The organism is Mammaliicoccus sciuri (assembly GCF_002901825.1).
Lineage (GTDB): Bacteria > Bacillota > Bacilli > Staphylococcales > Staphylococcaceae > Mammaliicoccus > Mammaliicoccus sciuri.
This window is the reverse complement of sequence record NZ_PPQD01000026.1, coordinates 176810-191028: the sequence shown is the minus strand read 5'-3', so window position 1 is coordinate 191028 and position 14219 is coordinate 176810. Positions and strand designations below refer to the sequence as shown.

Sequence of the window (14219 nt, the reverse complement as noted above, 5' to 3'; positions counted from 1 at the left end):
GATATGATTATAAATTTTAAAAAGAGGTGTTTAAATGTCTACTAAATTAAAGTTACTAATTATAGGAATTGTAGTAGCCTTTCTTGCAATAGTAGGAATTGGTGGTGCAGCAACATATTATTTTCTAACTAATACGCCAAAGAATACATATTTATTAAGTGAACAAGAATCAGCAAAATCTTGGAAAGAATATTTTAACGACAGGTTTGAAAATGAAACTGAATTCCAAGATAAAATGAAAGATGAATCTTATGAAACTTCATTGAAATTTGGAGCAGAAGTATCAGATTCATTAGTTTCACAATTAGGTATACCAAAGTCGGTTATTGACTCAACGAATATTGTCTTCAATGTTGGGCATGATCCTAAAGCGAAAAACTCTAAACTAGGTATTGAACCTACAATTGCAGACAACAAGATAGGTAACTTCCAATGGAGCGCAGACAAAAATAATCAATATTTAGAAACACCATTATTTAAAGACATATATAAAGTGAAAAATAATGAAATTAAAAAAGGAATCGAAAAAGCTTCTGGTGAATCATTAGATTCAGCAGATGGACAAGAAATCACAAATGATTCTTTAAATTTAAATACGATCTTATCAAGCTCTCAAATCTCTCAAGATCAAATCGACAAAATCTCAAAAAGATATAGTGACTTGTTTGTTGATCAATTAGATGACGATAACTTTGAAAAAGACAAAGAAAAAGTTAAGATTTTTGATGATGAAAAAGATTTGAAAAAAGTAACAATGAACTTAAGTGAGAAAGATACTAAGAAAATTGTTGTAGCAATTCTTGAAGAAGCTAAAAAAGATGAAGATATTAAAAACATCGTAGAAAAACAAGGTAATGTAAAAGAGTACGATAAAGAAATTAAAGATTTATTGAAAAAAGCTAAAGACGAAGATGTAAAGAATTATCCTAAAGTTAAATCTATCATTTATGTAGATGGTAAAGAAATCTTGAAACGTGACTTAACAATTACAAATAAAGATAATGAAAAAGTTAGAATTCAAGGTACAAATGTTATTGATGATGGCGTACAAGTAGATTATAAAGTATCAGCACCAGGTGAAGACGGTGGACTTACACTTAAAGGTAAATCAACTGGTAAAGATGAAATTAGCGATAAATATGATCTAGAAATCAAAGAAAATTCATACTCAACAACAACACTAAAATTAGATAATAAATCTAAAGTTGACGGAGATAAACGTACGGATAAAGGTAAAGTGACGATTGCACCATCTAGCGGTCAAAGCTTCGACTTAAATTACGACCATAATTTAACAACAGACACTAAAAACAATCAACAAAAACAAAAATTAAATGTTGATTTTGATGTGAATGGTGAAAATATTAAATTAATTATGGATGGTAAAACTGAACTGAAAAAAGACATTAAATTCAAGAAAGATGGCGCGATTGACTTTAATACATTATCAGATTCAGAAGTTGATGATTTAACAAAAGAAATAGAAGATAAGCTACAAGATTTAGGAGAAGATCTTGCGAAAGATATTCAATAATTAGAGAGGAGTGGTTATATGTCGACAATAAAATTGTTCAACATATACCACTCTTTTTTAATTAAAAAGTGGTATTTGATTGCATATATTTTATTATTATTGTTAGCTGTGTTGGCCGTAATGATTGGGGTTAACCAAGTAAACGAAAAAGATCAGGCGTTTACGATTGGAATCGTAGATAAAGATCAATCAAAAGAAACAAAGTTAATTTTAAATGCGATAGGTGATGGGCAATCGCTTGGAAATGATTTGTCTATTAAGCATTATAATGAAGAGAAAGCACGACAACTATTATCAAAAAAGAAAATTGATGGCTATTTTGTCTTTAAAGATGGCATGACGAAAGCATTTTATAAAAATGGTGAGTTACCAATAGTTGTGAATACATATGATAAACAATCAGTTGAAAGTATTATTATTTTGCAATTAACAGATTCGGTCTATAGCCGGTTAATGTTGTCGATGGGTGGGGCGATGTCTTATACGTATCTTTATCCTAGTGCATCCGAAAATGAATTATTAACGATGATGACAGATATGTTATTTACTGGTTTAAATAGAAGCGGCTCCTTTGATGATGAGCCTATCAAAGTATTTGATACATTCAGTTATTATACAATTTCAACTTATTTTTTATCTATTTTTTTCTTCTTCTTTTCAATTTTTAGCATTTTAAAAATGAATCAAAAAGATGTGTTGAGAGAACGATTAAGTATGTATCATTTCTCATATGAAAAATTAACAATTGTAAGAGGTGTGTTTAGTCTTTTCTATACAACACTATGGAGTATACTGGGTTTATGGGTCATCATACATTTTCTTAAACCAGAATTTGAAATGTATAATATTGGGCAACTTAGTTTAGATATTGCTTATTATTTAATCATGATATTCTTAGTGTTTCTCCTTATAGATATTGCGTTTAGAAGTATGTTGAATTATTTGTTCAAAGTTTTATTAACGTTAGTGATAATATTGTTATCTGGCGCAGTGATTCCAATCATTTATTTAAAAAGTTTGAGTGCAGGAATAATTGAGGCATTACCATTTTCAATTGTGTTTAATCAGTTAGTAGAAATGCTATTAAATAATTACATCATTGACACACATCCAATGTATTATTGGCATTTAGGTATTATGCTTGTATTAGTAATCTCTGCTTTGTATTGGAGGTATCGCCGATGAAATCAATCTTTCATTTAGTTGTTAAAAAGCAATGGAAACAATATTTAACTTTAGTGGCGTTGCTGTTTATAACAATATTGCTCATTGTAGGCGTTCAAGCATCTAGCAATCAATTATTTAAAATGCCAATAGCTGTTCAAGATTTGGATAAATCTCAATCTTCAAAAGAGTTAGTGCATACTTTAGAACAAACAAAATATTTAGAAGTCATACATTTACCAAAGAATGAGGCGTATATCGAAGATGTCATTCAAAAAAAGCAAGCAATCGTAAGCTTACAAATACCTGATGATTTTAGTAACCGTTTAAAAGAAAATCGTTTACGTGATAGCATTCCGCTATATTACAAAGATGATTTCATTGGAGAAATTGCATTAGAAGTGACGAGTAAAGCTTTATACCAACAGCAAATACCCGTCATTATTGAAGGTCATTTAAAGAAATCTAAACAAGATGTAACAATGCAAGAAATTAAAGAAGCGTATATTAAAAATACACCTCACTCTAAAATGGAACACCATGCAGTTCAAAAGCATTCAGATGTTTCGATTGGTGCAGCAGTATATGTTGCATTGCTATTAATCGTGAGTTGTAGTCAAATTGTATTGCACCAACGACTGAAACAAAATGCTGCACTAGAGCGATTAATGATGTTTAATGGCACCAAAATCAAATTATATACGTATTATATATTGAGTCATGTCATATTATTATTCGCGATTGTAACCATTACGAGCTTACTATTATCATGGTCATTAAGCATCGTATTTTATTTGGTCTTATTGATGACATTATGTATATATGAAAGTGTCTTAAGTATATTCTTATTTAAAATAAATACGCTTAGTCATAAATTATTTATGTCTATCATATGGTCTATCGCAATAAGTTGTCTTTATTTGTATATTCAAGTTTAGGAGGTGTATACATGATTACAATAGAGCATTTATCAAAAAAGTATAAAGATAAAGAAATTTTCCATGACTTTAATACAACATTTAAGGATAAGACACTTACCGTATTGCTAGGTGAAAATGGTGCTGGTAAGTCAACATTACTAAGGATGATTACAGCATTAGAAAATCCAGATAGTGGGGGTATCCGTTATTTTGGGAAAAAGTTAAACAATAAAAAAATCAAAGAAATCATAGGTTATATACCTCAAGATATTGCATTATTTGAACATATGACAGTAAATGAAAATATAGAATTTTTTAAAGCATTAAATAAACAACCTATATCTTCAGAGCTTATAGAAGATTACTGTAATCAGTTGAATTTATATGAAAGAACAGCAAAAATCTCTTCGCTTTCTGGTGGTACAAAACGTAAAGTTAATTTATTAATCGGATTGCTCGGTAATCCAAGTATATTAATTTTAGATGAACCAACAGTAGGTATTGATTTGAAATCTAGATTTGACATTCATAAATTATTAAATCATTTAAAAACAACAAGACTTATTATATTAACAACGCACCATTTAGATGAAGTCGAAAGCTTAGCAGATGAAATTAAGTTAATAGGAAAAGATCCATTCTATAGAAATATATTAACCGATAAATCTTGGGCATTTGAAGACAGTCTTGTATTGTGAAAAAGAGTAGCAGTTAGTAACAAAAGTCGGCGGAAGTGTAACTAAGGAGACCCATAGTAACAAAAGTCGGTGGAATTGTAACTAAGGAGGCCCATAGTAACAAAAGTTGGTCGAACTGTAACTAAAGCGACCGTAAGTAATTAAAAAAATCATCATAATTTTAAACATACTAAGATTATTGAAACAATAATCTTAGTATGTTTTTTTGATTGTATTTATCTAAATTTTTAGAAAAAGAAAAACGTATTGCAAAACATATTTTTAAAGTGTATTCTTATTTAATGTATCGGAATTAAAAGATTTAGGAGGTCCATTAATGGAAACACTTTGGGTAGTCATTAATATTATTGTTTTCTTATCATTTATAGGTTTATTAGGTTATTTAAATAAGAAACATGTAAAGTTCTCTAAACGTGTTCTTATTGGCTTAGGAATAGGGATTGTGTTTGGTTTAGCTTTACATCTTATTTATGGTGTAGATTCTAAAGTAACAGAGTCGACAGCTTCATGGTTTGATATTGTAGGTACAGGTTATGTAAAACTATTACAAATGATCGTTATGCCACTTATCTTTATCTCAATTGTTTCAGCATTTACTAAAATAACAATTGGTCAAAACTTTGCTAAAGCTGGCGCTTGGATATTTACATTTTTACTAGGAACGGTTGCTGTTGCAGCTTTAGTTGGTATTATTTATGCGATGCTATTTAATTTAGATGCATCACAAATCGATTTAGGTAATGTAGAAAATAGTCGTGGTCAAGAAATTGAACAAACTTCTAAAGATATGACGGCTAATAATTTACCATCACAAATTATTGAATTGTTACCTGCCAATCCATTCTTAGATTTCACAGGTGCTAGAGGTACTTCAACAATTGCGATCGTTATATTTGCTGGATTTGTTGGATTTAGTTTCTTACGTGTGATGAGAAAAGAACCTGAAAAAGGTAACTTAATTAAAAGAGGGATAGATGCGATTTATGCCTTAGTTATGGGAATCGTTACGTTTGTATTAAGATTAACACCTTACGGGATTTTAGCGATTATGACTAAAACGGTCATGACAAGTAACTTTGAAGCAGTATGGACATTAAGTAAATTTGTTGTAGCATCTTATGCGGCCTTAATTACGATGTTCATCATACATTTAATTTTAGTATCTGTTGTTGGTTTAAACCCAGCTACTTATGTTAAAAAAGCAAGTGAAACATTACTATTCGCATTTACGTCTAGATCAAGTGCAGGAACGTTACCTTTAAATGTTCAAACACAAACAACTAGACTAGGTGTTCCAGAAGGTATTGCAAACTTTGCAGGTTCATTTGGTTTATCAATTGGACAAAATGGCTGTGCAGGTATTTATCCAGCGATGTTAGCTATGATGATTGCACCAAGTGCAGGTATTGACATTGATTTACCGTTTATCTTATCTGTTATCGGCGTTGTAGTCATCAGTTCATTTGGTGTAGCAGGTGTAGGTGGCGGTGCAACATTTGCCGCTATACTCGTACTTTCAACATTGAATTTACCTATTGCTTTAGCAGGGGTATTAATTTCAGTTGAACCATTAATCGATATGGGTAGAACAGCATTGAATGTTAATGATTCAATGTTAGCGGGTACGGCTACTGCTAAAATTACAGGACAATTAGATGAAGAAAAATACAATGACCAAGACTTCAATGAACTTGGAGAGTCATATTAATTATTAATTTTATACAGGCACATACTGATACCGATCGTGAATTTCAGTATTGCCTGTTTTTTATAAAAACTTATTGGTATGCTCGGATATATATTGAAAGCAAATAAATACAATGATAAAGTGATATTAAGGAGTGAGGACACGATGAGTAGAGATTTATTTATTAAGAATGAATTCCAACAAAAATGGGTTAATAAAATAGAAAATCATAAAGCGTCATTACAAAAACACGCTGAAAAAAATGATTTAAATTCAGAATTTCCATATGAAAATATTAATTGGTTAATTGATGAAGGCTATACTAAAATTGTGCTTCCAAAATCATATGGTGGCGAAGGTGCGACACCAGAAGATATTATTTTATTCCAAGAAACATTAGGTAGAATTGATGGTGCAACTGCATTAGCAATTGGTTGGCATATGGGTGTAGTTGGACAAATTTATCAAGAAAAATTATGGACACAAGATTTATTAGATGAATTTGCTGAAGAAGTATTAAATGGCGCGATTGTTAATAGAGCTGTAAGTGAAGCGGAAACAGGCAGCCCAACTCGAGGTGCACGTCCAAGTACATACGCTGATCGTGTCGGAGATCATTATATTATAAATGGTGTTAAGACATTTACAACAATGAGTCAAAGGTTAACGCATTTTCTTGTTGGTGCATATGTACCAGAAAAAGAAGCACTCGGTTTCTTTTTAATACCAAGAGAATCTGAAGGTTTATCAATAGCAGAGAATTGGAATATGGTAGGTATGCGTGCTACTGAGAGTCATGATTTAGTGTTAGATGATGTTAAAGTTCATGAGAAATACTTAGTAGAAGTTGCGAATGGTCCAAGAGGTAATAATATCAACCCATGGAATCTACATATTCCAGCAGTATATTTAGGTATTGGGCAAGCAGCACGAGATTATGCTGTTGATTTTGCAAATGAATATAGTCCTGGAAGTATCGATGGCGTGATTGCAGATATTCCAGCTGTTCAACAAAATATTGGTCAGATGGAATTAGAATTAACAACTGCAAGACATTATATATATAGTGTAATCAATAAGTATTTAAATCCTTCCATAACAGATGCAGTTATAGATGTTGAAATAGGTGCGGCTAAACATGTTGTCGTTAATCACTCTATTAAAATTATTGATATCGCAATGAGAATTGTAGGTGCGAAAAGCTTACAAATGGAAAGACCGTTGCAACGCTATTATAGAGATATAAGAGCTGGCTTACACAATCCACCGATGGATGACGTAACCATTACAAAATTAGCTAAAAAGGCTAGAGAAGAAAGAAGTAAAAATCAATAAAAAGAATGGTTAGAAATTTTAAAGATTTCTAACCATTCTTTTTTACTATAGATGATCTGTTTGTGTGGCTTTTTTACGTTTTTTACGTCTTGGTTTCATGCCTACTGACATATATAGTACGACAATCAAGATGATAATCATACCGATGAGTTGCCACAATCCAAATGGTACTTTTAACCATAGAACTGAAGATATAACAGCTGTTACGGGCTCAAGTACACCAAATAATGCTGTTGTTTGTGGGCTAATATATTTCACACTTTCTAAATACATCCAAAAAGCAAACATCGTTCCGAAAGTGATCACAAAGATGAAATAAATGACGCCTCGTATATCTAATAAATGCCAAGGAAATGAGAAATCTAAGTTGATAATTGAAAGTGCAATACCGCCAATAAACATTGACCAACCGATTACAACAAGAGATGGCCAATTTAAAAATAATTTAACAGCATATACAGTATAAAAAGCAGCTGCACAAGCTGTTAATAATCCCCAAACGATGGCATTTGGAGGGACTGATAATGTGGCATAATCACCATTTGTTAATAATAAGCTCGTTCCGAATAGTGAACACACGATGATGATAATATCAGTTAATCTAAATTTACTTTTTCTAGTGATTAGTAAATAAAGTAATATGACGACTGGTGCTAAAAATTGTAACAAAGTAGCAATAGCAACATTCCCTTTATCAATTGTCGCCATAAAGGTGTATTGTACACCTAACATGCCGAATAAAGCATATATAGTCAATTGAAATAATGAATGTTTGACTCTAAATATATTTGTTAAAGGATGTTTCTGGATTAATTTTGCAATGAGCAAAAGGAAAAATCCACTTAATATCAATCTTTCAGCTACAAATAATGAAACAGGTAAATGGTATTCTGTAAATAACTTTTCAGTAACCGTTCCACCTAACCCCCAAAATGTAGCGCCAAGCATCACTAATAAGGTACCTTTTAGTTGTTTGTTCTGCACTTATAAGCCCCTCGATTCTAAAAGATGTTAATTAATTAATTTTAGCATTTGATAAATTATTAAACAATAAGCTGAAATGTTTTACTTGCAATTTTATAATATGCGTTCTTATAATGAACATAATGAGTTAAAAGTGAGGTTTCCGCATGAAATTTGTATTAATATCAGTTGGTATACTTGCTACTATATTAGGATTTGCTGGCGCTGTATTGCCGTTATTACCTACAACACCATTTATATTATTAGCAGTATTTTGTTTTGCTAAAAGTTCAGATAAATTCCATAGTTGGTTAGTAAGCACAAAAGTTTATAAAGAATATGTAGAAGATTTTCAAAAATATAGAGGGTACACTTTAAAGAAAAAGTTCGAATTGCTTATAAGTGTATATATCGTAGTAGGCTTTTCAATTTGGATGGTCGATCATTTTTATGTTCGCATAGGTCTTTGCATCATGTTATTCTTCCAAACTGTTGTATTATTCACTTTTGTTAAAACTTTGCCAAGTAAAAATAAATCGTAATATTAAAATATCGATAAAATGACGTAACGTCTTTTATCGGTATTTTTTTGTTGTATTTGCATACATCATTATTATTGTAAAATAGAATAAAAAAGTTATATAAATTTAAAAATTCTATTGCTATATAGATTGAAGGGTTATATAATAGACAAAGATGAAAATGAGAGTCATTATCAATTGGGAGGATAATTATGAAGAAACTTTTAGTGTTTATTATGGCTTTAGCATTAGTTGTTGCTGCTTGTGGCAATAAATCTGATGAGAAAGAGAGCAACAGTAAAACAAAATCAAGTAAAGATACAGTAAGTTATAAATTAGACGACGGTAAAAAAATAGATATCCCGAAAAACCCTAAACGTATTGTTGTATTAGCACCATCATACGTTGGTGGCTTATTACACTTAGGTGTTAAACCTGTGGGTGTACCAGCTTCTACAGATCAAACACCAATACTTAAAGATAGAATTAAAGGTATTGAAAAAGTAAGTGAAGACAATGTTGAACAAGTAGCTAAATTAAAACCAGACTTAATCATTACATATAACGCAGATAAAAACTTAAAGAAATATGATAAAATCGCACCAACAATTCCTTACGACTATGCAAAACACAATTACTTAGACATGCAAGTAGAATTAGGTAAATTAGTTGGTAAAGAAGACAAAGCAAAAGAATGGGTAGAAAAATGGAAGAAAGAAACTTCTAAAGACGGGAAAGAAATTAGAGATAAAATCGGCGAAGATACAACAGTATCAGTTATTGAAGCATTCCAAAAAGACATCTATACTTACGGTGAAAACTGGGGTAGAGGAACAGAAGTATTATACCAAGCATTCGGTTTAGCAATGCCAGAAAGCATTGAAAAAGATGTTAAAAAAGACGGTTGGAAAAAAATCTCTCAAGAAGAAATTGAAAAATATTCAGGAGATTACTTATTCTTACCAGTAACAAAAGGACAAGCAAAACCAGAATTCACAAAAACTGAATCATGGAAATCAATTCCAGCAGTTAAAAATGATAAAGTCATCGAAATTGATGCACAAACATTCTGGTATAACGATCCATATTCATTAGAAATGCAACGTAAATACTTAAAAGATGAAATTCTTAAAAAAGCTGAATAATCAATAGCAAATGCTATAACACCGATTCTCATTATCAGAATATAAAAAGCAGGGACGTCAGTCTTTGCTTTTTATTGTTCAGGCCATAACGCATGAAGACTAAGAGATATCGTGCGCTAGAGTACAAAATCAGTATGTAACGCACGAAGACTAAGAGATATCGTGCGCTAGAGTACAAAATCAGTGTGTAACGCACGAAGTCTAAGAGATATCGTGCGCAAAGGTATAAAATCAGGGTGAATCGCACGAAGACTAAGAGATATCGTGCGCAAAGGTACAAAATTAGTGTGTAACGCACGAAGACTCTCGAACATAATGCAACAAAAATTAAAAGCAGGGACGCTGATGTCCCTGCTTTTTATATAGTTCATTATTTTGTTTCTTTAACATATTGATCATTAATTGTATGAATAGTTAAGCCTACGATATTCTTGTTGTGTTTCGCGAATGGTAAGCTTGCTAAGTAACCTACAATAAATGCGATAAAGAAACCGATTACGGATACTGTAAATGGTGTGATATCTGTTTTTCCTATAAAGTAAGAAACGATTGCTGCGACGATTAGTCCGATGATAACACCATAAGTATTGGCTTTTTTAGTAAATATACCTACTGCAAACACGCCGGCGATTGGTACACCGAATAGTCCTGTTACAAGTAAGAATAAATCCCATGTTTCGTTTGTTTTTTGATTAATTAAGTATAATGATGCCAATGTACCAAAGACACCTGCTAGAATAATGATGATTCTTGCTAATAGTACATCATTTTTAGCGTTATTTGTTTTAGAAAATCTTTGTTTTAAATCGACAACTACACAGGCTGAAATTGAGTTCAAGCTTGAAGAAATTGTTGATTGTGCTGCAGCAAATATAGCAGCGATTAATAATCCGCCAACAAATGGTGGAATTTGTGTAAGTATGAAATAAGGTACGATAGCTGATGTGTTAAATCCTTCTGGTAAAGATGTTACATTATTATAGAAGGAATACAACACAGTTCCCATTCCATAGAAGATAGGGATTGTAATAAATGCTAATAACCCGTTAGTCCATAATGATTTGTTTGTTGATGATATTGAACCAGTTGTTTGATAACGTTGAACGATATCTTGGCTTGCAGTGTATTGGTGTAAGTTATTAAAGATAGAACCAATAAATATAATTGGAATTGCAGCAGCAGCTGTTCCGAATTTCCAGTTGTCCACTGAGACAAATTTCTTATCTTGCACAGCTTCATTTAAGACTGTACCGAAGTTTCCATCAATTTGGAAAGCACCTAAGAAAATAACGGCAACAGCACCACCTAATAAGATAATACCTTGAATAACGTCGCTCCAAATAACCCCTTCTATACCACCCATAAACGTATAGATAACACATAATAATCCAACTAATGCTGCGATTAAATATGGGTTAATATCTGAAACGGAAGTGATTGCTAATGTTGGTAAATAAATAACAATCGCAACACGTCCAATATGGAATAATGTGAATGCTAGAGATCCAATAACACGCATTGTGATACCGAATCTTTCTTCCAAATATTCATAAGCTGTTGTTACATCAAGCTTTCTGAAGAATGGAATATAGAAATAAATCAATAATGGAATGATCGCGATAATGGCGATATTTCCAGCTGCATAAGACCAGTCTGTATTAAATGCTCTTTCTGGTGTTCCCATATAAGTAATCGCACTTAAAGTTGTAGCATAGATTGAGAATCCAACTGCCCATGCAGGGACTCTACCTTTTGCTCTGAAGAACGCGTCTGTATCTTGCCCAGCTCTTTTTGTAAAATATACACCTACTAATAATGTTGCAATTAAATATAAAATTAATGCAATCCAGTTTCCTGTACCAAATCCTACTTCATTCATAATATGGCATCCCCTTTGTACATCAAATAATTATAAATTGTATTTAGAAACAAGTTCTTTAACTTTTTTGAGTGATGCTTCATCTAATGGCGCGAGTGGTCGTTTAGTTGTACCAGCCTCAATGCCATTTTCATTTAGAACAGCTTTCAAAGTAGGGTAAATACCTAAAGCCAATACTTGCTCAATAATATCGTTTGTTTCATGTTGAATTTCATACGCTTGTTCAATTTTGCCTTCTTTAGCTAAATTAAATATTTGTCTAGCACGTTGTCCATTGATGTTATAAGTTGAACCGATTGCACCGTCTACACCTGAAACAGCTGCTTGAATAAGCATTTCATCAAAGCCAGAAAGTATTAATTTGTCTGGGAACGCTTTTCTAATTCTTTCTAATAAGTAGAAGTCAGCTGCAGTATATTTAATACCGATAATTTTTTCATTTTCGAAAAGTTCTTCAAATTGTTGTATAGATAAGTTAACACCAGTTAATGCTGGAATTGAATAAATGATCATTTCATTTCCAGTAGCTTCAATGATGGCATTGTAGTAATACTTGATCTCTTCGAATTTGAATGGGTAATAAAATGGTGTTACAGCTGATAATGCATCATAACCTAATTCTGTAGCAAATTTACCTAATTCGATTGATTCGTTTAAATCTAATGCACCAACTTGTGCGATTAATTTAGCGTCTGATCCTACTTCGTCTTTAACAATTTCAAAGACTTTCTTCTTCTGATCAGTATTCATTAAGAAATTTTCACCTGAACTACCATTTACATATAAACCATCTACTTGTTGTTTATCGATATTTTGGCGAATGATTTGTCTTAAACCTGATTCTAAAATATTGCCTTTCTCGTCAAATGGCACTAGTAATGCAGAATATAATCCTTTCATTAAAAAAACTCCCTTATATTTATTAATTGATAATATTGTCAGACCAATTTATAATCATATTGTAAGCGAATACATATTCTTCTGTCAATCGTTTTATTATTTGATACATCACTTATGATAAAATAAATAATTAAGAGGAGGTAGGTAAAATGATGAAACGAACATCACTCGTTGATGTAGCTGTTGAAAAATTAAAAGAATATATAGCAGAACATCAATTTGATAATGGAGATAAACTACCTTCAGAGAAAATGCTTGTCGAACAATTAGGGGTGAGTCGCACAGTTGTGAGAGAAGCGATTAGTCGTTTACAACAAAGTGGTCTCATTCAAGTTAAATCAGGAAGTGGCATGTTTATAACAGAGAAGAATAAACATTTATCAATGCTTTTTGAGTCGCATATGAAAGTACATGGTTTTAAAATTAAAGAATTACTTGAAGTGCGTAAAATATTAGAACTCGGTGCGATACGTCTTTTAATAGAAAATAAAATCGTGATCGATGCGAATAAACTAAGAGATTTGAATGATATTTATTATGAGTCTTTTAACAAATCTCAAAAATTTGCACATTATGATTCAGCTTTTCATGAAACGATTATTATCTTTACTGAAAATCAAACATTAATCACGATGAGTAAAGTTATTAAAGAGTATTTCGATAAGAACCAGTTTAATCAAATCGTTGATAAAGAAGACATAGAAAAATCTTACAAAGAACATGCTGATTTAATAGAAGCAATTGAGAAACAAAATTTAACTTTAGCACATGACATTATTAATAAACATCTGTCTAGAGTCGTTGAGTGGATAGAAGAATTGGAGCAAAAATGATGGGTAAATTAGATAAGATTGAAGTCCAAAGTTTGAAGTCGCAAGTATTACAAGAAATTAAACAATATATTTTGGATAATGGCATGACAGAAGGGGATCGCTTACCGACAGAGCGTGCTTTTACTGAAATGTATGGCGTGAGTCGTTCAGTTGTAAGAGAAGCTTTGAGTTATCTGGAACATACAGGTGTGATCGAGACAGTTCAAGGAAGAGGAACGGTTATCAAAGCACCGGATATCTCTAGTTTAGTTGAAGGATTTCTATTTAGTTTCCAAGTCGCAAATGGTTCAAAAAATGATTTACTGTCATTGAGAATTATTTTTGAATGTGCAGCTATTGAAGAAATCGTTAAATTAGATAAGGATATCACTGAATTAAAAGCAATTGTAAATGAAGATGTTATCAATCATTATGAGAATGATAAAGCATTTCATCAAACTTTACTAAGCTCTACAGGCAATGTATTATTCGAACAATTAAGCTCTGTTATTCAGTCATACTTCTATCATATTGAAGAAGAAGGGAAAGAAATTAATTATATTCAAACGAATGAAATGCATAGGAAAATTATCGAAGCAATTGCCAATAAAGATGTTCAATTAGCTAAAGAACTTATGACGACACATTTGTCTATTTAGGA

At 31.6% G+C, this 14219-nt stretch carries 13 protein-coding genes; 10 read left to right on the top strand and 3 right to left on the bottom strand.

Annotation, left to right across the window (positions count from 1 at the left end):
• The first annotated feature begins 34 nt into the window (after positions 1-34).
• The 6 genes from CD035_RS08275 to CD035_RS08250 all read left to right on the top strand — a co-directional run bounded on the left by CD035_RS08275 (position 35) and on the right by CD035_RS08250 (position 7338).
• Positions 35-1534, top strand: coding sequence for a DUF6583 family protein (locus tag CD035_RS08275; protein WP_048541158.1), 1500 nt, complete (start codon positions 35-37; stop codon positions 1532-1534).
• A gap of 18 nt (positions 1535-1552) precedes the next feature.
• A complete protein-coding gene (locus tag CD035_RS08270; protein ID WP_048541157.1) occupies positions 1553-2719 on the top strand; it encodes an ABC transporter permease in 1167 nt (388 codons plus the stop codon).
• On the top strand, positions 2716-3636 hold the full coding sequence (locus CD035_RS08265; protein WP_048541155.1) for an ABC transporter permease: 921 nt from the start codon (positions 2716-2718) through the stop codon (positions 3634-3636). Before CD035_RS08270 ends, CD035_RS08265 begins: the two co-directional genes overlap by 4 nt.
• Positions 3637-3647: 11 nt before the next feature.
• Entirely contained in the window at positions 3648-4316 is a 669-nt protein-coding gene (locus CD035_RS08260) for an ABC transporter ATP-binding protein (protein WP_048541153.1), read from the top strand.
• A 316-nt stretch (positions 4317-4632) separates the two neighbouring features.
• The gene (locus tag CD035_RS08255) at positions 4633-6024 is read left to right on the top strand and encodes an L-cystine transporter (RefSeq protein WP_048541152.1); all 1392 of its coding nucleotides are present in this window, start codon (positions 4633-4635) and stop codon (positions 6022-6024) included.
• Positions 6025-6168: 144 nt separating this feature from the next.
• Positions 6169-7338, top strand: coding sequence for an acyl-CoA dehydrogenase family protein (locus tag CD035_RS08250; RefSeq protein WP_048541150.1), 1170 nt, complete (start codon positions 6169-6171; stop codon positions 7336-7338).
• Between the two features lie 45 nt (positions 7339-7383).
• Here the strand turns inward: CD035_RS08250 and CD035_RS08245 are convergent, their stop codons facing one another.
• Entirely contained in the window at positions 7384-8322 is a 939-nt protein-coding gene (locus CD035_RS08245; RefSeq protein ID WP_048541148.1) for a DMT family transporter, read from the bottom strand.
• Positions 8323-8468: 146 nt separating this feature from the next.
• Between CD035_RS08245 and CD035_RS08240 the strand changes: the two genes are divergently transcribed.
• Together CD035_RS08240 and CD035_RS08235 are read left to right on the top strand one after the other, a co-directional pair.
• On the top strand, positions 8469-8843 hold the full coding sequence (locus tag CD035_RS08240) for a YbaN family protein (RefSeq protein WP_048541146.1): 375 nt from the start codon (positions 8469-8471) through the stop codon (positions 8841-8843).
• 191 nt (positions 8844-9034) lie between these two features.
• The gene (locus CD035_RS08235; RefSeq protein ID WP_048541144.1) at positions 9035-9967 is read left to right on the top strand and encodes an ABC transporter substrate-binding protein; all 933 of its coding nucleotides are present in this window, start codon (positions 9035-9037) and stop codon (positions 9965-9967) included.
• A gap of 370 nt (positions 9968-10337) precedes the next feature.
• Here the strand turns inward: CD035_RS08235 and CD035_RS08230 are convergent, their stop codons facing one another.
• Together CD035_RS08230 and CD035_RS08225 are read right to left on the bottom strand one after the other, a co-directional pair.
• The gene (locus CD035_RS08230; protein WP_048541142.1) at positions 10338-11846 is read right to left on the bottom strand and encodes a sodium:solute symporter family protein; all 1509 of its coding nucleotides are present in this window, start codon (positions 11844-11846) and stop codon (positions 10338-10340) included.
• Positions 11847-11876: 30 nt separating this feature from the next.
• Positions 11877-12746 (bottom strand): N-acetylneuraminate lyase, encoded by an 870-nt coding sequence (locus CD035_RS08225; protein WP_048541140.1) that lies wholly within the window; start codon positions 12744-12746, stop codon positions 11877-11879.
• Positions 12747-12895: 149 nt separating this feature from the next.
• On the opposite strand from CD035_RS08225, the gene CD035_RS08220 reads away from it, so the two are divergent.
• Positions 12896-13579 carry a FadR/GntR family transcriptional regulator gene (locus CD035_RS08220; RefSeq protein WP_048541137.1) on the top strand — a complete coding sequence of 228 codons (684 nt, stop codon included), beginning with the start codon at positions 12896-12898 and terminating at the stop codon, positions 13577-13579.
• Positions 13579-14217, top strand: coding sequence for a FadR/GntR family transcriptional regulator (locus CD035_RS08215; RefSeq protein ID WP_048541135.1), 639 nt, complete (start codon positions 13579-13581; stop codon positions 14215-14217). The genes CD035_RS08220 and CD035_RS08215 overlap by 1 nt, the downstream gene beginning before the upstream one ends.
• Positions 14218-14219 lie beyond the last annotated feature (2 nt).

What these genes read in the sequence shown, in the direction of transcription:
- CD035_RS08275 (WP_048541158.1), top strand. Translation starts at nt 35, where the DNA reads ATGTCTACTAAATTAAAGTTACTAATTATAGGAATTGTAGTAGCCTTT.
- CD035_RS08270 (WP_048541157.1), top strand. Translation starts at nt 1,553, where the DNA reads ATGTCGACAATAAAATTGTTCAACATATACCACTCTTTTTTAATTAAA.
- CD035_RS08265 (WP_048541155.1), top strand. Translation starts at nt 2,716, where the DNA reads ATGAAATCAATCTTTCATTTAGTTGTTAAAAAGCAATGGAAACAATAT.
- CD035_RS08260 (WP_048541153.1), top strand. Translation starts at nt 3,648, where the DNA reads ATGATTACAATAGAGCATTTATCAAAAAAGTATAAAGATAAAGAAATT.
- CD035_RS08255 (WP_048541152.1), top strand. Translation starts at nt 4,633, where the DNA reads ATGGAAACACTTTGGGTAGTCATTAATATTATTGTTTTCTTATCATTT.
- CD035_RS08250 (WP_048541150.1), top strand. Translation starts at nt 6,169, where the DNA reads ATGAGTAGAGATTTATTTATTAAGAATGAATTCCAACAAAAATGGGTT.
- CD035_RS08240 (WP_048541146.1), top strand. Translation starts at nt 8,469, where the DNA reads ATGAAATTTGTATTAATATCAGTTGGTATACTTGCTACTATATTAGGA.
- CD035_RS08235 (WP_048541144.1), top strand. Translation starts at nt 9,035, where the DNA reads ATGAAGAAACTTTTAGTGTTTATTATGGCTTTAGCATTAGTTGTTGCT.
- CD035_RS08230 (WP_048541142.1), bottom strand. Translation starts at nt 11,846, where the DNA reads ATGAATGAAGTAGGATTTGGTACAGGAAACTGGATTGCATTAATTTTA.
- CD035_RS08225 (WP_048541140.1), bottom strand. Translation starts at nt 12,746, where the DNA reads ATGAAAGGATTATATTCTGCATTACTAGTGCCATTTGACGAGAAAGGC.
- CD035_RS08220 (WP_048541137.1), top strand. Translation starts at nt 12,896, where the DNA reads ATGATGAAACGAACATCACTCGTTGATGTAGCTGTTGAAAAATTAAAA.
- CD035_RS08215 (WP_048541135.1), top strand. Translation starts at nt 13,579, where the DNA reads ATGGGTAAATTAGATAAGATTGAAGTCCAAAGTTTGAAGTCGCAAGTA.